This window comes from Candidatus Omnitrophota bacterium (assembly GCA_030650275.1).
Taxonomy (GTDB): Bacteria; Omnitrophota; Gorgyraeia; order Zapsychrales; family Fredricksoniimonadaceae; genus JACPXN01.
In genome coordinates this window covers 1-16,953 of record JAUSEK010000023.1, presented here as the reverse complement: position 1 = coordinate 16,953, position 16,953 = coordinate 1, and the positions used below count along the sequence as shown (strand labels likewise).

Below are 16,953 nucleotides of genomic sequence, written 5' to 3'. Positions count from 1 at the left end.
TTTATTCCTTGCGTTTCATCGCCACCAAATATTGCCCGTAGTCATCCGGCGTGTAATGGTCCAGCACATAGTCCCTGAGCAGCATAAAACTGGGATAGTAAAAATAAAAATACCGGGGGACCGGCGTGGTCAAAAATATTTTCTCCATAAAAATATACGGCGGCCTGTCTTTCCGCAGGCCGTCAAGGACTTTATTCAACTGATCCGTGGTGTAAATGCTGATGGTCACAAAATTACGCGCGCGCATGGGATGGGAGATCACCAGCGGAAAATAATAAAAATACGGGCGGCGCTTGGCTTGCATCAGCATCTTAATCTCGAAGCTTGAGATGAGCGGCACCGCTTCTTTGGGTGAAGTCAAACGGTCGATCAGATCGGCATCGACGCTAAAATCACCCTCTTGATCGTAATACGCCACCAGACTGTCATCCGACGGAAAATCGGATTCGCGCACGAATTTCTCATCGCTCTCTCCTAAGGAATTCAATGGCACTTTGAGCTGGGCATTATAGTCCCTGAACAGGTGATTGAAGTACGGCCTGTCTTTATCCAACGGCTGTGCGACCAAGGGATCCGTAAGCGGATTGTGAGAAAAATTCAGTCGATTAGGATAACTTAAGAAATTATGATTCGTCCACAACGCCCACACGCAGACAGCCAGGATGACCATCTTGAAGTGACGCTGTGTCTGCAGCTCAAAACGGTCCAAAATGACCTTGATCCAAAAACATAAGATCATCACATAAGGAATGGCCACGACATAGTAACTGGTGACCGCTGAACGGGCGATATAGTAATGGTATGTGCCCAGGCCATACAAACAAAGAAAAACAACCAGCATATGGCGGCGATGGATCTTCCCTAAGAACAACAGCGTTCCCACGACCAGCAGGGTCAACAGATATACACAGGGAACAACAAAACCCATCAACGACGCCAGGTATTGCTTGTCGACCAAGCCGGTGTATATGGGCGTCATCCCGAACCCGCTTAAAAAATATTCGACGAACTCCCCCATATTATGCCAGAACGATGCGGACATGACCGCGTCTCCGATCAAGACGCGCATCAGGACCAGCGCAACGATGACCGGCAAAACAACCAAAATCCCCCAGCAAGGCCACCGGCGTAAAGTAAACCCGATGTGTTCACGCCACGAACGCCGGAACAAATGGATCAGCATATAGGCCGCATACGCGGCGGTCAAATAAACACCCTCCGTCGGAAGATAAAATAATTGCGCCCCGCAGGCGCAGGCCGCAGCGGCTAAAAACCAAGGCGAAGGCCTTTGAATATGCGCCGCAATGGCCATCATGCAGAGAATGTCAAACCAGTAACGCATCACCGTGGCGCTGCCATAGGTGAATACGAACGGGTATACGCCCGTGTTGAACATCTGCAACTTAAGCATGTAGAGGAGACCGGCGGTAGCTAAAACAGGGCTGTTCAACCAGCGCCTTAAGAAAATGAAACAAAGAATATAATAAATGATGGTGCCGTACATCATCACCAGAAACCCGTTCTCGTAACTGAATCCCCCCAAGAGTTTCATGAGAGACCCCAGAACAACGCCGAGTCCCGCACCATACTGGCTGATGGTATCTATGTTGGGGACGCAGCCGTTCAGGTAGGCCCAAGCAGGCCCGTAGATAAAACTGTCATTGTGGTGAAACTGTTCACCGAAAAAAAATCTCGCAATGACCGCGGGCACATTGGGGACATCAATGAGCAGGAAGATCAGCAGCGGCATCAATACCGTCAGCAAACTCCTTAAAAACGGCACATTACGTCCGTCGGTCAGAAAATCCCATAATGCCCTCATGCTCCGGTAAATAAAGGGCCAGAATATCTTATTTAAACACGCCAGGACCAGCGCCAGGACAAACGCTGTTGTGGCCAATGCCGGCCGGTCCGCATACACTGTCTTTTTAAATAACGCGGACAGTAAAAAGAAAACCAAAACCGATTCAACGGCGACAAAACATTTAAGGCGGGACATGAATTCCTTGTCGCTGCTACGCTGATGCCAGGCCCGTATGAATATCGCCATCAAGGCGATGCACGCGAAAACGAAAAAGCGGAAGATCGCCGTTTCCCATTCGGGCTTAAGCAAATACTGCCATTCGGGATAGACGCTGCCTGCCAGCGGCGCGGGCGGCGGGACAAAATGCAGCAGCAAGGACAAAAACACCGTCAACTGCATGGCTTCCAATATGGCTAATAGGGATAACCAGAACATCATCTAGTCCTTGCGACGATAAGCGATCAGATACTTGCCCTGTTCTTGTGCCGCGTAATGCGCGTCGACGTGATCTAAAAGCGTGCCGAGCGCCAGCCGGCCTTTGTGGCTCAACAATTTCTTCTCGACGAAAATATACCTTGGCTGTCTTTGGTTCAGGTCCTGAAGCGTTTTATCCATGCGGCCGTAGGTGTGCAGATAAATGCCGCGCACCTCCGGGGAATTCATATGCGCGGATTCCACCAGCGGAAAATAATAAAAGAACGGCTTACGCCCGGCCTGCATCAATATCTTCGTTTCAAAACTGCTGATCAATGCTACCGGCTCGTCAGACGCGGTCAAACGCCGGATCAGTGCCGCATCTTCGGAAAAATCAAATTCCTTTTGGTAAAATCCTTTTTCCGGTTTCCAGTCAAATCCGGCCAAATTCAAAACATTGGGATAATACGTGAATAAATAACCCGTCATTAGGGCTCCCAGCGCCGCGCAGGCCAGCGCGCCGGCACATATCCGCCGCGAAACAATACCGAGAACTGCCAGCCCCCTGCTGATCCAGAAACAGATCACCATGACCAGAGGAACGCACACGGCATAATAACTGGTCACACCGGAGCGGTGGATGAAATAATGATATAGTCCCAGCCCGTAAACGCTTAAGACAACGGCAAAAATATGCCTGAAGTCGGTCTTTCTTAAAAGACATAAAGCCCCGGCATAAATAAGGGTAAAAACGTACACGACAGGAACGGCGAACCCCACAAGGAACGCGAAGAACTGCCTGTCCTTCAACCCCTCGGTCATGGGCAAGGCCCCCCAACCGCGCAGAAAAAGAGAAGCGTGCTCGAAAGCATTGCTCCAAAATTCCGCGTGAAAAAACGTACCGCGCTGCAGCGCCCAAAACACCAAAAAGGCCGTGCCCGCCGCAATGAACAACATCTTCATCAACGGCACAACAACACGCGAAAATGGCCGAAGATATTGATATCCGAACGCCGCGACATAGACCAACAATGCCGCTAGCATATACACCCCCACGTCCACCATCCAGGCCAAGGCGAAGCCCGCAGTGAAGGCCGCGGCCCATAACCATCGCGGCTGCGAGGTCTGTATGTGCCGCCACAAGCAAACAAAGAAAATAATGTCGGGCCAATGGCGCAAAGGTGTGGCGGTCGGGAACTGCCAGACCAAAGGCGCAACACCCCAATGGAACATCTGCAATTTGATCGCCAGCAGGACCCCGAAGGCGGCCAGGGCCCGGCTGTTCAGCCACTGGCGCACAAACACGTACAGCGCCGCGTAATAAAGGAACGTCACAGCCATGACCAGCATGACGGCGGCCGGATAATCAAAACCGACCGTGTGTTTCAGCAGTTCACCGGCCATGATCGGCAAAGCAATGCCGTATTGGCTGATGACATCCTGATTCAACGCAAGCCCGTTCAAATGCGCCCAGGCCGGGGCCATGAAAAGACCGTCCAGGTGATAAAATTCATCGCGCACGAATATCCGTCCCAGCAGGTTCGCAAAATGACCTGGCCATAAAAGAAACCCCAACAGTCCCAGGAACCCCAAATCCCAGCCCCACGGCCAACGCAATCCCGCCTTTTGATCGATCCGGCCATAAACCGTTTGTGCGAAACGCCGCAATTCCGGCCAAAAAACTTTCGACAGGACGCCGCCGGCGATACCGGCATACAATAATCCCCTTGCCCAGGGCGGATCGCCCCACAACAAAATCTTAAACACAGCAAACACCTGGACAAATGCCCAAAAACCGCTGACGGCCGCGAAAGGATATAATTTCCAGCGCATTTTTCCGTCGGACAATTGAGCGCGGAATACGAACGTCAAAATGGCCTGGAGGCCGATGGCCGTCAATACCGCAAGCCTATAAAAGAACATCTCCCTCTCGGGACGCACATCATATAACGACAACGGAAATAATTTCTTCACGAAATCGAAAGCAGGGATGGGGATAAAACTGAAAATGAGCGCGATGACGATCAGCGCCTGCAGGGCTTCCAAAAAACTCACCAGCGCCAGGGCCGCGGCATTGGCCATGACCTCGTCTTTGAACAACCGCTTCATTGGCATTTAAATCTTTCCTTCCGCGATCGGTAACCCCTGTTTCTTTTCCGATGGAATACAAAAAATGTTCTCGGCCACACGAACGCCGTCCAACTGCGGGCGCGCCATAGAAAACGAATGGAAAGAGTCCTCCTTGAATGCATAAATGAACATTTCATAACCCAGAGGCCTCAAAAGATCATCCTGTTGCCGCAACAGGTCCGGATTGTATTCCAGCATGATAAAAGGCCGGCAGCGCGCGATCGTCCGGCCAAGGCCCAGCAGGACCTCATACTCAAAACCTTCCGTATCGATCTTGATGATATCCGGGGTCAACGCCCAGTCATCTAAGCGCACGATCTCAACACTTTGCGTCACGTATTCCACTTTATGCCCGGCGTGTTGGGCGAACTGCCGGAGCATGGAAACGCCGACATAGTCCTTATACAAAGACGCGGCCGTATAGACCGGGACGCCCTGATAAAAGGGCATGTGCAGGTCTTGGCGGCAGGTTTGTTGACCAGCCCCGACGATCCGGTAATCAAAGCCCTTCAATTTTTTCTTGAGGCGTTTCAACGAGGCCTCGTGCCAGCGATTGGGCTCCAGCGACAGGACACGATAATCGCTGTGGATGTGCTTAAAACCGATCGCGGAAATACCGTCATTGGCCCCCACGTCCAGAAAAAGACCGTCGCCCGCCCTCACCAGATGCCTGAAACCGTAATAACTCCTGTCGTGGGGCAGCAAAAACGGGACGTATTGGAAAAGACGGCGGCCCACATAACCGGTATAGGCGTTGAAACGCAGCAGGCGGGGCACAACGGCATTGAGCCGCCAATAACGGATGACCCGCTGACGCCACCGGCGGAAAGAAGCCCTCATTTTGCGCCCCGTTTCGTATCGCCCAGCTCTTTATAGCAGATCGCCAAATTGGCATAATTCTGCGGATCGCGGGGTTCTTGACGGATCATATAATCAAAATACACAACGCCGTCTTTGTAATTTTTGAAATACCCGTTATAAAAAATTCCCAGCAGATACCGCGACCTCTGGTCCTGGACTTTGGCATGGTCCACGGCAAACGTGAACACGCCGGCCAAAAGCGCGTAGGCCAGGACATTCCTTAAAAATATTTTCCGGATCATACCCTCTCTCTCCAAAGGACCAGCACTGTCGTGACAAAAAATGCCATGAGCACAACGGTGACAAAAATATACAGCCCTTGCCCGCCCCACGGGCTGTAACGGAACGCCACTGTGTGCGCCCCCGGATCAACCCACACGCCTTTGAACGCGCTGTTGGCGCGAAGCAACTGCGCGGATTTTCCGTCAATAAAAACCTTCCACGCGCCTGTAAAGGCATCGTTATAAACCAGCATCATCCGGCGGGGAAGGTCGGTCGCAAGGACCAGTTGATTGACGTCAAAATGTTTGACCCGCAGGGCGGCTGAATCCCCGGTCACGGGAATGGCCGGCTGGCTGGCATCGTCGTAGACAACGATCTTATACCGGCCGTAGTTGGCCAGTGTTGCCTCATCCGTTTTCTGGGAAAGATCAAACACCCAGCGGCTGGCGGCCTGCGGATAACCCACCCTGGCCGGAGCATCGGTCATGCTCATCGCGTACCAAAAATCTTCATAATGGACGAATTGATAAATACGGCATTCGCTGGTTTGCGCTTTGTCCGGCCTGACCCAGCCGAAAGAGGGGGCCACATGGTCATGGGGTAAAACACATTTAAACTCCGCGGCATTGGCCACGTAACTGACCATGACCTGTGCCGGCTGTGCGCACAGGACCGCGGCAAACAAGGCGGTCCAAACGGGGGTCTTCCAACGAACTCCTCCATAATACAGGAGGAACAGGACAGCGCTGACAATGACAGTCACGAACGTGGTCGTAATGACCCCGTCGTAGCGCAACAGAAAGGCGGAAAAAAGCGCGTGCAGGACGAGAATACCGACGATAGCGGCTTTGCGCTTGGCTGTTGTCTCCAATTTCAATTCCAACAGCGTTTTCATCTGGCCAACGGCAAAAAGCACGGCCAGCGGTATCAAAAACGCGGAAAAGAAAAAGAGATTGCGAAAATATTTAAAGAAAAATACATGGTCATACAAAAACCGGTATACCGGCGTCGCATCACCCAAAGCGATCAAGGCGACGAGGGCAGCGACGGTCAGTATGAACGCCGAGGTCCGGCTCAAACGCAAGAACGCGCCAAGCCAGATGAGCAGAACAACGAAGATCGGGATGAACAATGGAGAGTCCGAACCGTAGGTGAGCTTATCCAGATGCGTGAACAAAAACCCGAGGTCCACGCGTTCGCCCAAGGTCCCGCTGCGGGTCGCTTCCTCGTAAAGCATCCCTCCCTTCTGGTTCATGGTACGGTCATAGCATTCCTGGGTGGAAGAATACTGGCAATGCCGGCCCGGGGACACGATGTCATTGGAAGCATCCACCATCTTATAAGCCCCCAACGGCGCGGCCGCGATCAAAATGCCGGCCAATCCGACAGCGGCCAGAGCTCTGTTCCTATTCAGAAAACGGAAGGTGTCCGTCACAAAACGGACCGTGCCGGAAAAATAAAAAATGAACGCGCCGATCAGACAAACGCCGGCAAGGGTCAAAAAATAAAATGGCAGGTACGAAGTCAGCGCGATCATCAAGGACAAACACGTCCCCAAGAAATTTCCCGGTGTCGGGCGGGCCGCGAAACGCAGGCAAAAATAAAAGAACCACACCGCGGGCACGAAGATCTCAAGCCAGGTCATCTGGGTAAAAATGGACAGCCCTAAGCCGGAAAAAAGCAAAAGCACATAGGCCCAGTAGGCGCAGGCCTTATCTTTGAGGATCTCCCTGGCTAAAAGATAAAACCCCGCCAACCCTAAGGCAAAATAGACGATCAGATACGTCAAGAAACCCGCGTAATAATTCACGCCTGAAAGTTTGAGCACGACGACGAGTTGTGTGACGGGGTTAAAGAGATTGCAAATGGATAACGCGTAAAACGGCCGTCCCAGGTCCACGAACGGTTCCCAGAGAGGCACAACGCCGTTTAAAAGATTATTAAAGTAATATTTAATCACCCCGTAAATGGTGTGGGTGTCCATGTTGACGGGGATGGCGCCGAAGACGAAATCGCGAAGAAGGAAAACCCAGAGGGCAAACGGCAGGCAGAACTTGAGGATGCCGGACATGGCGGGTATTATACCTGCGTGAAGCGCTTACGACAATTATTTTACTATTCCCGGGGATTTCCTTTGAATCGTCTTTGACAACGCGCAAGGCCTTGCCTACAATATCGGTATGCTGTCTTTGTCCCGCCGCATGTACATGGTATTTCTCCTTTTGACCGTCATCAGCGCCGTTGTCCTCTTGTGGCCGTGGCATGATTTCCAGGAATTCCTGGCCCAGGGCGACCACGGCCGCGACCTGTATGCCGCCCAGGCGGTTTTGCGCGGCGATCTGCCCTACCGCGACTTCTGGTGGGTGTATGGCCCCTTGATGCCCTATTATTACGGGGCCTGCACGCTGGTCTTCGGCAAGACCATCGGCGCCATCCTTTTAGGGAAACTGATCATCAAGGTCATTGCCGCTGTCTTCATCTACGCGGCCATGGCTTTATGCGCCGCTCCTTTGACCGCGTTTTTCACCGCCGTCTGGTTCGTGACGTTCCATCAGGATTTCTTCTTCACCTATAATCATATCGGGGGCATCGCCCTGATCCTCGCCATCGTCTGGATGGCGCTGGCCTATGTCCGGCGTCAAGACATGCGCTCATTATGGACCGCGCTTGCGCTGACCTTTATCTTAGGGATGATCAAATTGAATTTCGGACTTTCCTGCATGGTCAGTTTGCTCGTCTGCGTCTTCATCATTGACAAGACAAAACAAAACCCCTGGGGTCTTTCCAAGAAATCTTTTTACGCGGCAGGGCTGGTCGGCATCCCCCTCCTGCTTTTGATATCCTACGCGTATTTCCTGCACACGCTGTCCCTTATGGAAATACGGCAATGCCTGCCCTATTGGGGCGACGATCAGCCGTATAACATCAGTCCCGCCACGGCGCTGGTGAATTTCTTCGCCATTGTCTTTAACAATATGCGCGCCACCCCGGCCAATCTGATCTTCGGGATCATCGTCAATTTGTGCGCCCTGCAGGTCCTGTATTTGCTTTGGGCCAAAAAATCGGGGCCCCAGGAACGCAAGGACCTGATCCTGACCTTAACTGTTCTGGGGGTCTTCTACGTCTTAAATTTCCACGAATATCTCAAAAGCGGAGTTTGGTATCGCGCGTTTTGGGTACAGCCCTTGAGCATAATGTTCAGTTTTGTTCTTATCCATCAGGCGACCGCGCGATGGAAAACAATACTGCGCGGTTTATTGTGGGTGGCGCTTGGGCTGATCGTCATCTTCTCTTTTAACGAGACCCGTGTGCGCGTTGACTCCTATAAAACTCCGTCGGCGCGGCTGGACGCCGGCAAGGGCCCTGTGTACCTGACCAACAGCCCGCAGTGGATACAGACCGTTGAAACGACGGCGGCTTATTTGAACAAAACATTGAAGCCGGACGAATTATTTTTTGCCCTGCCTTATGACGACCTGTATTATTACCTGACTGACCGGCGTTCGCCGACGCGCCAGCTCATTTTCTTTGACCATGTCAAGGTCCCGCCTGAACAGGAACGCTCGGTCATCGCTGAAATTGAAAAAAACCGCGTCAATACGGTGCTCATCTCCAGCCGCGCCAATGCCCGAGAGCACGGGCTGGGGACCTTCGGAAAAACGTATTGCCCTCTCCTGGCCCGTTATATCGGTGAAAATTTCTCCCCCGTCGCCCAGTTCGGGGATTGGACCAATGAACCCGGATGGGCGTGGAACCACGGGACCATCATCCTCAAAAGAAAAAAGGGAACACCATAAGGTGTCCCCTTTTTATTTGGCGGGGTCGACGGGAGTTGAACCCGCGGTCTTCAGCGTGACAAGCTGATGTGTTAACCAGGCTACACCACGACCCCAAAATTTCAAGATTTAGACGGATAGTTTAGTATCGGGGGTTGGCTTTGTCCAGAAAAAGTTGATCCGACCGACGAAAAAATGGGCGGTGTAGGGATTGAACCTACGGCCTGTTGAATGTAAATCAACTGCTCTAACCAAGCTGAGCTAACCGCCCTTATTCAGTTTGCTATTAAAACGGCTGTAGGTGAAATAAACGATGAGCCCGATCACCAGCCAGATCACCAACCGCCACCAGGTGTCCCCGTCCAGAGCGGTCATCATGGCCAAACACACCAGGATCCCCAAAAACGGGAACAGCGGAAAACACGGCACCCGGTATGGCCGCGGCACCAGCGGCTGGGTGTACCGCAGGATCATGACCCCGGCGCAGACGATGATAAAGGCCAGCAAGGTCCCGATGGAGGTCATGTGCCCCAGCTTTGAGATCGGGAAAAACCCGGCAAAGAAACCGACGAAAACCATGAACAAAAGATTTGACCGCCACGGCGTGCGCCACGCAGGATGGATGTCGCTAAAAAGTTTCGGCAAAAGCCCGTCGCGCGACATGGAATAAAAAATGCGGGACTGCCCCAAAAGCATGACGAGGATCACCGACGTAAAACCGGCGATAATACCGAGCTTGATCATCACCTGCAGCCATGGATACGGCGTCAGATTGATGGCTGTGGCCACCGGCGCGGCATCCCCGCGCATGGCTTGATAATTGACCATGCCGGTCAGCACCGACGCAAATGCCAGATACAAGATCGTGCAAATAACAAGCGATCCCAAGATGCCGATGGGAACGTCTCGATGCGGGGTTTTCGACTCCTGCGCCGCCGTCGATACTGTATCAAAACCAATGTAAGCAAAGAAAATAACTCCCGCGGCACGCATGATGCCGCTTAAACCGAACTCCCCGAAATTGCCGGTGTTGGGCGGGATAAAAGGCTTGTAGTTTTCAGGATTGATGTAGTGAAAACCCACCGCAATGAAGGTCAGCACCACCAGCAGTTTCACGACCACGATCACATTGTTGACCCAGGCGGACTCCTTGATGCCGATCATCAACAGAAGCGAAATAAGGACAATGATCAGCACAGCCGGTATGTTGATGATACCATGGATCACGCTGCCGTCGGCCAGGGTGATGTTATCGAACGGACAGGCGGCAAACTGCGCCGGGATCGTGATGCCGAAATCGTGCAAAAAAGATCCGACATAACGTGACCAGCTCACAGCCACGACCGAGGCCGCTACGGCGTATTCCAGCACCAGGTCCCAGCCGATGATCCAGGCAACGAACTCTCCCATCGTCACATAAGTATACGTATAGGCGCTGCCCGCGACCGGGATCATGGACGCCAATTCGCTATAACACATGCCGGCAAAAGCGCAGCCGATGGCGGCCACGACAAAGGACAAGATCACCGCCGGCCCCGCGTTTTCCGCCGCGGCAATGCCGGTCAGCGAAAACAAACCCGCGCCGATGATGGCGCCGATCCCTAAGGAGATCAGGCTCCACGGCCCCAAAGAACGCTTGAGATGATGCTCTCCTCCCTCGGAGGCTTCAATGATCCGGCTGATGGGTTTCTTGACAAAAAGATTCATATCTCCCCCAAAATTTTCAAAGCCGCCTGGCGCGGGGACGGGGCCTGGATGATGGGCCGGCCCACGACGATAAAATCACTGCCGCTTTGCATGGCCGCCGCCGGAGTTGCCGCGCGTTTCTGGTCGCCGGCATCTGTACCCGCCGGGCGTATTCCAGGCGTTACAATGATAAACCCTTTACCCAGACGGCCGCGAACCAGGGCCGCTTCTTCAACTGATGCCACTACTCCGTCCAAGCCCGCCTGTTTCGCGAGCAAGGCCCTTTGCATAACTATATCATTGGTATCGGCGTCCCTGGCCTGACTGGTCAGCACCGTGACGCCGATGATCAAAGGTCTGGGAATACCTAAAGCAATGGCCTGCTCCTTGGCCGCCTTGGAAGCCGCTTGCAACATTTCCAAACCGCCCTGCGTGTGGACGGTGAGCATGAACAGCGGGCTTAAAGACACCGCCGATCTGACCGCGCCGGCCACTGTGTTGGGAATATCATGAAATTTCAGATCAAGGAAAACTTTTTTGCCTTTGGCCTGCAGATGATGGACAACCGACGGGCCGTGGGCCACAAACAGCCGGCTGCCCACTTTAAAAATATCAACAATGTCCCCGAGGTCCTCGATGATACGTTTGGCCTCGTCCAAGGTATCCACGTCCAAAGCAACGATCAATTTTGAATTATTTTTTGTCATATTTTAACGATCCAATAATATCTTTGATGTCGTCGATCTTGTGTTCGCGCATATAGGCCTCAATGCCTTGTAAAACCTCCAGCGGCGCGCGGGGGTTGACGAAATTCGCCGTGCCCACCGCAACCATGGTCGCCCCGGCGATAAGAAATTCCAACGCGTCGTCGGCCGTCATGATGCCGCCCATGCCGATGACAGGGACCTGAACGGCCTTGGCCACGCTGTGCACCATATAAACGGCCATGGGCCGTATGGCCGGACCGCTCAAACCGCCGGTAAAATTCCCGATGCGCGAGCGCTGTGTCCTGACATCCACGGCCATGGCATTAAAAGTGTTGACCAGGGACACGGCATCCGCCCCGCCGTCCTGGGCGGCCAGCGCGATCACCGCGATATCGGTGACATTCGGCGACAATTTCGCGATGATGGGAAATTTGGAGATCGCTTTTATTTTATGGACCAGGGCTTGCGTGGCCTGCGGGTCCTGGGCCACGAGCGTCTGAAATTTCAAATTAGGGCAGGAGAGATTCAATTCAACGGCGGCAATGCCCCCGCCGAAGGCGGGGCTGTTCAATTTCTCCATGATACCGACGAACTGTTCCGGCGTATGGCCCAGGATGCTGACGATCAAAGGCACACCGATCTTTCTGAAAGCCGGCAGTTTCTCGGCGATAAAGGCGTCGATCCCGGGATTCTCGATGCCGATGGCATTGATCATGCCGGACGGTGTTTCAAAAATGCGCACCGGCGGATTGCCCGCCTGCGGGTGAAAGGTCACTGTTTTGGGAACGATGGCGCCCAGGCGCTTGGCCTCCTCAAGATCATAATATTTTTCCGCGTGGCCGAACGTGCCTGAGGCGACTGTGACCGGATTCTTAAATGTAACGTTGGCGATCTTAACTGATAAATTCATGGGTGGAATATCACCTCGTGGATGTCAAAAGCCGGACCGTCGTAACACACGGTCCTGTAACCGTGTTTTGTTTCTATAGAGCATCCCAGACACGCGCCCAAAGCACAGGCCATGATCTCCTCGCACGCGGCCTGGCCGCGCAAATTGTGTTGGCCGGCAAAATCCTGCACCGCCGCCATCATGGCATCGGGGCCGCAGGTGTAAAGGAACGTGGTTTGCGGGTCTTTTCTGATCTTGCCGAACAATGCGCTCACACGGCCCTTGATGCCGACGCTGCCGTCGTCGGTGGCCACGAACACCTTGATCCCGCCGTCCTTGAATTCCTGCATGGGATAGACATGACCGCGCGTGCGGCCACCGTACAACAGCACCAGTTCGCATTTTTTCTTTTTGAGCACGTCGGACAAAATGAGCATGGGTGCCACCCCGATGCCGCCGGCGATCATCACCACCTGCTTTGTCCCCTCGGGCGGCAAGGCAAACGGCGTGCCCACCGGGCCCAAAACATCAACGGTGTCCCCTTTTTTCTTTTGACTCAACAATTTGGTACCGGGGCCGACGGCCTCATAAAAGATCTCAACGTATTTTTGCGCGCGGTACACGCTGAAAGGCCGGCGGAAAAATGGCTCCAACCCCTCGCCGGTGCGGATGTGCACGAATTGGCCTGGCTTGACCTCGCGGACTATGTCCGGCGCGTCGAACGTCATCCGCCAGAATTGCGGGCACAATTTCTCATTGCTGACGACTTTGTATATATTTTGGATCTTCTCCATGGTCCCGTTTCAGATCTGCTGGAGTTTTTTGATGATCTTTTTGATCTTTTCCCGGGCATCTTCGAAGCTCTTGGTGTCGATCATGCCGTCAATGTTCCAGTTGCCCAGGTCAATGACCGGACGGTTGTAGACAAGCCCGTAACAGATCTCGGAATTGGTCCCGTAACTGCCGGGAAGCGCTACGATGATGTCCGCCGAGCAGGCGACGATGGTGTTGCGGGCGTATCCGATGGACGTGGGAAGGGCGATATCAATATGCGGGTTGGCGTCGTCTTTCTCTTTGCCGGGAAGAATGCCGATGGTGATGCCCCCGGCTTTTTTGGCGCCTTTGGCCGCGGCCTCCATGGCGCCGCCCAAACCGCCGCACACCATAATGCAGTCAAGTTCCGCGATCATGGTCCCGACTTTTTCCGCCAGGTCCTCAACGCTGGTGCCGATGGTGCTTCCGCCCACGACGGAAATGGTGATCTTTTGCTTTCTCACAAATCCCTTTCTATTTAAACGCGCCCGGCGGGATTCGGCGGTCCGACTTCACATTTAAAAACGCGCCCGGCGGGATTCGAACCTGCACCGACAGCTCCGGAGGCTGTAGCCCTATCCATTAGGCGACGGGCGCATAGACAATTTTACCGCCGCAGACGGTGTATTCTACCCGGCCCGAAAGCGTTCGTCCAATAAAAGGTGAGTTGACGGACTTGGACACAAAGCCCTCTTTCGTGACCGTCCATTTTTTGTCCGGGTCAATGATGGTCAAGTCGGCGTCCTTGCCTTCCTTGATCTGGCCTTTGCCGCCAAGCCCGACGATCCTGGCCGGAGCGGCAGACATTCTTTCCACCATTTGCGATAAAGTGATCACGCCCGGCTTGACCAGTTCGGTGATGGTCAGGCCCAGCGAGGTCTCAAGTCCGGTCAGGCCGAAAGGCGCGCCATCAAAGCCGACTTCTTTATCTTCCTTGGTATGCGGCGCGTGGTCCGTGACGATGCAATCAATGGTGCCGTCGGCAAGGCCCTGTTTGATAGCTTCAACGTCCTCTTGGGCGCGCAGCGGCGGACTGACCTTCATGGACGTGTCAAAACTTTTGACATCCGCGTCCGTGAGCGTGAAGTGATGCGGGCACGCTTCGGCCGTCACTTGAATTCCCTGCGCCTTGGCCGCGCGGATCAGGTCCACCGAACGCTTCAAGCTCATATGCGCCAGATGCACGCGGGCGTTCAGGTAAAGGGCGATCTCAATGTCGCGCGCGACAATGACGGTCTCGGCGATGCCCGGATCACCTTTCAGGCCCAACAGCGTCGATGCCTCTCCCTCGTTCATCACCCCGCCCGCGCTTAAACAAGGGTCCTGGCAATGCTCGATGAGCAAAATATCCAGCATCTTGGCATATTCCATGGCCAGACGGAACAGGCGGCTGTTGAGGACCGACTTGCCGTCGTCGGAAAGTGCCAGACATCCGGCGCTTTTGAGTTCCGCCATGTCGGTCAATTCCTGGTCATTCTGGCCTTTGGTGATGGCGCCGATGGGATGGACATTGACCAGGCCCACGCGTTGGGCTTCCCGGCGGATGAATTCCACGACCATGGCATTGTCAATGACCGGGGTGGTGTTGGGCATGCACATGATCGTCGTGAACCCGCCCTTGGCCGCGGCCTTGGATCCGGTCTCAATGGTTTCCTTGTCCTCGCATCCGGGCTGGCGCAAATGCACGTGAATATCAATGAGCCCCGGCAGGACCTTTTTGCCCTTGGCGTCAATGACCTGATGGTCGCCCGTCGGGATGGAGGCGGCGATCTTTGCGATCTTGCCGGCCTCGCACAAAATGTCCTGCGGCTTATCCCAAATTTTGTCCGCGTTGACGATCATCGCGTTTTTAATGAGCAGTCCCATACGTTTATCCTTCCGTGCCGGGTTTTGTCCCCAGCACCAAATAAAGCACCGCCATGCGCACGGCAACGCCGTTGGTGACCTGGTCCAGGATGACCGATTGTTTCCCGTCGGCAACCTCGGCGGAGAGTTCAACCCCGCGGTTGGTCGGCCCCGGGTGCATGACGATGAGATCGCTGGATCCCTCGGCCAGTTTTTCCCGGTTGATGCCGAACAGCCGGCCGTATTCGCGCAAACTCGGCAGGAACTTGTCCTGCTGGCGTTCCTTCTGCAGGCGAAGGGTGATCAGCGCGTCGCTGTTCTTGATGAGTTTCCTGATGTCATAACAAACCTCCACACCCATGGCCTCAATACCGCGCGGCATGAGCGTGGCCGGGCCGCACACGGTGACCTTGGCGCCCAATTTGGTCAAACCCCAGATGTTGGAACGCGCCACCCGCGAATGCAGGATGTCGCCGACAATGCCGACCCGCAGGCCCTTGATCCTTCCGAATTTTTCTTTGAGCGTAAAAAGGTCCAGCAGGGCCTGGGTGGGATGTTCGCGGCAGCCGTCGCCGGCATTGACCACCGAACATTTCAATCCTTGGGCCAGGATAAAAGGCGAGCCGGACGTGCCGTGGCGCACCACCATCAGGTCCACGTTCATGGCCTCAATGTTGCGCGCGGTGTCCAGCAGTGTTTCCCCTTTTGTCGTCGAGGAAACGCTGACCGCGATGTTGAGCGTATCGGCGGACAAACGTTTGGCCGCCAGTTCAAATGAAATGCGCGTGCGCGTGGAGGGTTCAAAAAAGAGCATGACCACGGTCTTGCCGCGAAGCGCGGGCACCTTCTTGATGTCGCGCGAAGAAACCTCTTTGAACGAACGCGCCGTGTCCAAAACGAGTTCTATGTCCTCGGCGGTCAGGTCCTGCAGGCCCAGAAGATGTTTATGCTTCCATTGCGTCATGATCCCTCCACGTCCACATGGTCGCTTTTACCATCGGACTCGCCCAAAAACACCCGCACGTTCTGGGATTTTGCCGTCGGGATGTTCTTGCCCACGAAATCGGCGCGGATGGGCAGTTCGCGATGCCCGCGGTCAACGAGCACCGCCAGTTGGATCAGCGCCGGCCGGCCGAAATCCACCAGAGCGTCCAAAGCCGCCCGTATGGTGCGCCCTGTAAAAAACACATCGTCCACCAGAACAATGCGTTTGTCTGTAATGTCAAAATCAATGAGCGTTTCGCGCACCACAGGTTTGGCGCCCACCATGGTCAGGTCATCGCGGTAAAGTGTGATGTCCAGGATCCCGCTTGGCACGTCCTTGCCCTCAATGTCCTTGATGGCCTTGCGCAAACGTTCAGCCAAAACCACCCCGCGGGTGCGTATGCCGATGATGGCCAGGTCCTTGCTCCCGCCTTTTTCCAGGATCTCATGCGCCATGCGCAAAACCGCGCGGCGGATGGCGTCCTGATCCATAATTTGAGCTGCAGACATAATGTCTCCCCTGTAGATCTCTCGCTAAAATAAAATACCCGCCTCTCTAAATACTAGAGAAACGGGCAGTTATGAACAAAACACGCTCAAAAACCATATAAATCCTTTCCAGCCTCACAGGACCAGGTTAAAAGATCAAAGCTCAATGTTGGTGCAAATATAGCAGGTCAATGCCCTGCTGTCAAGTAAGAAAATCCCCTCTTGCCAATGCCTATATATGCTCTATACTTTAATTGGATAATTTCTGTTCTTTAAATGTTCCTTGATTTGAATAAAACTGGAGGCAGTCATGAAACGCCCTACATTCCTTCC

General features: G+C 54.0%; 14 protein-coding genes and 3 tRNA genes. 1 reads left to right on the top strand and 16 read right to left on the bottom strand.

The features are described 5' to 3' along the window. Nucleotide 1: 1 nt before the first annotated feature. Genes Q7K71_05960 through Q7K71_05940 form a run of 5 tightly spaced genes read right to left on the bottom strand, consistent with a single transcriptional unit; the run spans nt 2 to nt 7,502 of the window. Nucleotides 2-2,242, bottom strand: a complete 2,241-nt coding sequence (locus tag Q7K71_05960; GenBank protein ID MDO8675638.1) for a hypothetical protein — start codon at nt 2,240-2,242, stop codon at nt 2-4. Beyond that, nucleotides 2,243-4,333, bottom strand: a complete 2,091-nt coding sequence (locus Q7K71_05955; protein ID MDO8675637.1) for a hypothetical protein — start codon at nt 4,331-4,333, stop codon at nt 2,243-2,245. Next, nucleotides 4,334-5,188 carry an FkbM family methyltransferase gene (locus Q7K71_05950; GenBank protein ID MDO8675636.1) on the bottom strand — a complete coding sequence of 285 codons (855 nt, stop codon included), beginning with the start codon at nt 5,186-5,188 and terminating at the stop codon, nt 4,334-4,336. It abuts the gene before it with no gap. Then, nucleotides 5,185-5,451: a hypothetical protein gene (locus Q7K71_05945; GenBank protein MDO8675635.1), complete on the bottom strand. Its 267-nt coding sequence runs from the start codon at nt 5,449-5,451 to the stop codon at nt 5,185-5,187. Before Q7K71_05945 ends, Q7K71_05950 begins: the two co-directional genes overlap by 4 nt. Further along, on the bottom strand, nt 5,448-7,502 hold the full coding sequence (locus Q7K71_05940; GenBank protein ID MDO8675634.1) for a hypothetical protein: 2,055 nt from the start codon (nt 7,500-7,502) through the stop codon (nt 5,448-5,450). Before Q7K71_05940 ends, Q7K71_05945 begins: the two co-directional genes overlap by 4 nt. Nucleotides 7,503-7,611: 109 nt before the next feature. Here Q7K71_05940 and Q7K71_05935 point away from each other — a divergent pair, with 109 nt between their 5' ends. After that, a complete protein-coding gene (locus Q7K71_05935) occupies nt 7,612-9,228 on the top strand; it encodes a hypothetical protein (protein ID MDO8675633.1) in 1,617 nt (538 codons plus the stop codon). Between the two features lie 17 nt (nt 9,229-9,245). Here Q7K71_05935 and Q7K71_05930 read toward each other — a convergent pair. From Q7K71_05930 to pyrR, 11 genes are all read right to left on the bottom strand, one after another. Continuing rightward, nucleotides 9,246-9,323 (bottom strand) — tRNA-Asp (locus tag Q7K71_05930). An 80-nt stretch (nt 9,324-9,403) separates the two neighbouring features. Further along, a tRNA-Val gene (locus tag Q7K71_05925) sits at nt 9,404-9,478 on the bottom strand. Then, complete coding sequence (locus Q7K71_05920; GenBank protein MDO8675632.1) at nt 9,469-10,914, bottom strand: amino acid permease; 1,446 nt, start codon at nt 10,912-10,914, stop codon at nt 9,469-9,471. The genes Q7K71_05925 and Q7K71_05920 overlap by 10 nt, the downstream gene beginning before the upstream one ends. Further along, nucleotides 10,911-11,600: an orotidine-5'-phosphate decarboxylase gene (pyrF, locus tag Q7K71_05915; protein MDO8675631.1), complete on the bottom strand. Its 690-nt coding sequence runs from the start codon at nt 11,598-11,600 to the stop codon at nt 10,911-10,913. Before pyrF ends, Q7K71_05920 begins: the two co-directional genes overlap by 4 nt. Then, nucleotides 11,587-12,510, bottom strand: coding sequence for a dihydroorotate dehydrogenase (locus tag Q7K71_05910; protein ID MDO8675630.1), 924 nt, complete (start codon nt 12,508-12,510; stop codon nt 11,587-11,589). Before Q7K71_05910 ends, pyrF begins: the two co-directional genes overlap by 14 nt. After that, nucleotides 12,507-13,283 (bottom strand): dihydroorotate dehydrogenase electron transfer subunit, encoded by a 777-nt coding sequence (locus tag Q7K71_05905; protein MDO8675629.1) that lies wholly within the window; start codon nt 13,281-13,283, stop codon nt 12,507-12,509. The genes Q7K71_05910 and Q7K71_05905 overlap by 4 nt, the downstream gene beginning before the upstream one ends. A gap of 9 nt (nt 13,284-13,292) precedes the next feature. Further along, a complete protein-coding gene (locus Q7K71_05900) occupies nt 13,293-13,766 on the bottom strand; it encodes a TIGR00725 family protein (protein ID MDO8675628.1) in 474 nt (157 codons plus the stop codon). Between the two features lie 61 nt (nt 13,767-13,827). Beyond that, a tRNA-Arg gene (locus Q7K71_05895) sits at nt 13,828-13,899 on the bottom strand. Continuing rightward, entirely contained in the window at nt 13,885-15,168 is a 1,284-nt protein-coding gene (locus Q7K71_05890; protein MDO8675627.1) for a dihydroorotase, read from the bottom strand. The genes Q7K71_05895 and Q7K71_05890 overlap by 15 nt, the downstream gene beginning before the upstream one ends. 4 nt (nt 15,169-15,172) lie before the next feature. Next, nucleotides 15,173-16,111, bottom strand: coding sequence for an aspartate carbamoyltransferase catalytic subunit (locus tag Q7K71_05885; protein MDO8675626.1), 939 nt, complete (start codon nt 16,109-16,111; stop codon nt 15,173-15,175). After that, nucleotides 16,108-16,641 (bottom strand): bifunctional pyr operon transcriptional regulator/uracil phosphoribosyltransferase PyrR, encoded by a 534-nt coding sequence (gene pyrR, locus Q7K71_05880; protein MDO8675625.1) that lies wholly within the window; start codon nt 16,639-16,641, stop codon nt 16,108-16,110. Before pyrR ends, Q7K71_05885 begins: the two co-directional genes overlap by 4 nt. Between the last annotated feature and the right edge of the window lie 312 nt (nt 16,642-16,953).

What these genes read in the sequence shown, in the direction of transcription:
- Q7K71_05960 (MDO8675638.1), bottom strand. Translation starts at nt 2,242, where the DNA reads ATGATGTTCTGGTTATCCCTATTAGCCATATTGGAAGCCATGCAGTTG.
- Q7K71_05955 (MDO8675637.1), bottom strand. Translation starts at nt 4,333, where the DNA reads ATGCCAATGAAGCGGTTGTTCAAAGACGAGGTCATGGCCAATGCCGCG.
- Q7K71_05950 (MDO8675636.1), bottom strand. Translation starts at nt 5,188, where the DNA reads ATGAGGGCTTCTTTCCGCCGGTGGCGTCAGCGGGTCATCCGTTATTGG.
- Q7K71_05945 (MDO8675635.1), bottom strand. Translation starts at nt 5,451, where the DNA reads ATGATCCGGAAAATATTTTTAAGGAATGTCCTGGCCTACGCGCTTTTG.
- Q7K71_05940 (MDO8675634.1), bottom strand. Translation starts at nt 7,502, where the DNA reads ATGTCCGGCATCCTCAAGTTCTGCCTGCCGTTTGCCCTCTGGGTTTTC.
- Q7K71_05935 (MDO8675633.1), top strand. Translation starts at nt 7,612, where the DNA reads ATGCTGTCTTTGTCCCGCCGCATGTACATGGTATTTCTCCTTTTGACC.
- Q7K71_05920 (MDO8675632.1), bottom strand. Translation starts at nt 10,914, where the DNA reads ATGAATCTTTTTGTCAAGAAACCCATCAGCCGGATCATTGAAGCCTCC.
- pyrF (MDO8675631.1), bottom strand. Translation starts at nt 11,600, where the DNA reads ATGACAAAAAATAATTCAAAATTGATCGTTGCTTTGGACGTGGATACC.
- Q7K71_05910 (MDO8675630.1), bottom strand. Translation starts at nt 12,510, where the DNA reads ATGAATTTATCAGTTAAGATCGCCAACGTTACATTTAAGAATCCGGTC.
- Q7K71_05905 (MDO8675629.1), bottom strand. Translation starts at nt 13,283, where the DNA reads ATGGAGAAGATCCAAAATATATACAAAGTCGTCAGCAATGAGAAATTG.
- Q7K71_05890 (MDO8675627.1), bottom strand. Translation starts at nt 15,168, where the DNA reads ATGGGACTGCTCATTAAAAACGCGATGATCGTCAACGCGGACAAAATT.
- Q7K71_05885 (MDO8675626.1), bottom strand. Translation starts at nt 16,111, where the DNA reads ATGACGCAATGGAAGCATAAACATCTTCTGGGCCTGCAGGACCTGACC.
- pyrR (MDO8675625.1), bottom strand. Translation starts at nt 16,641, where the DNA reads ATGTCTGCAGCTCAAATTATGGATCAGGACGCCATCCGCCGCGCGGTT.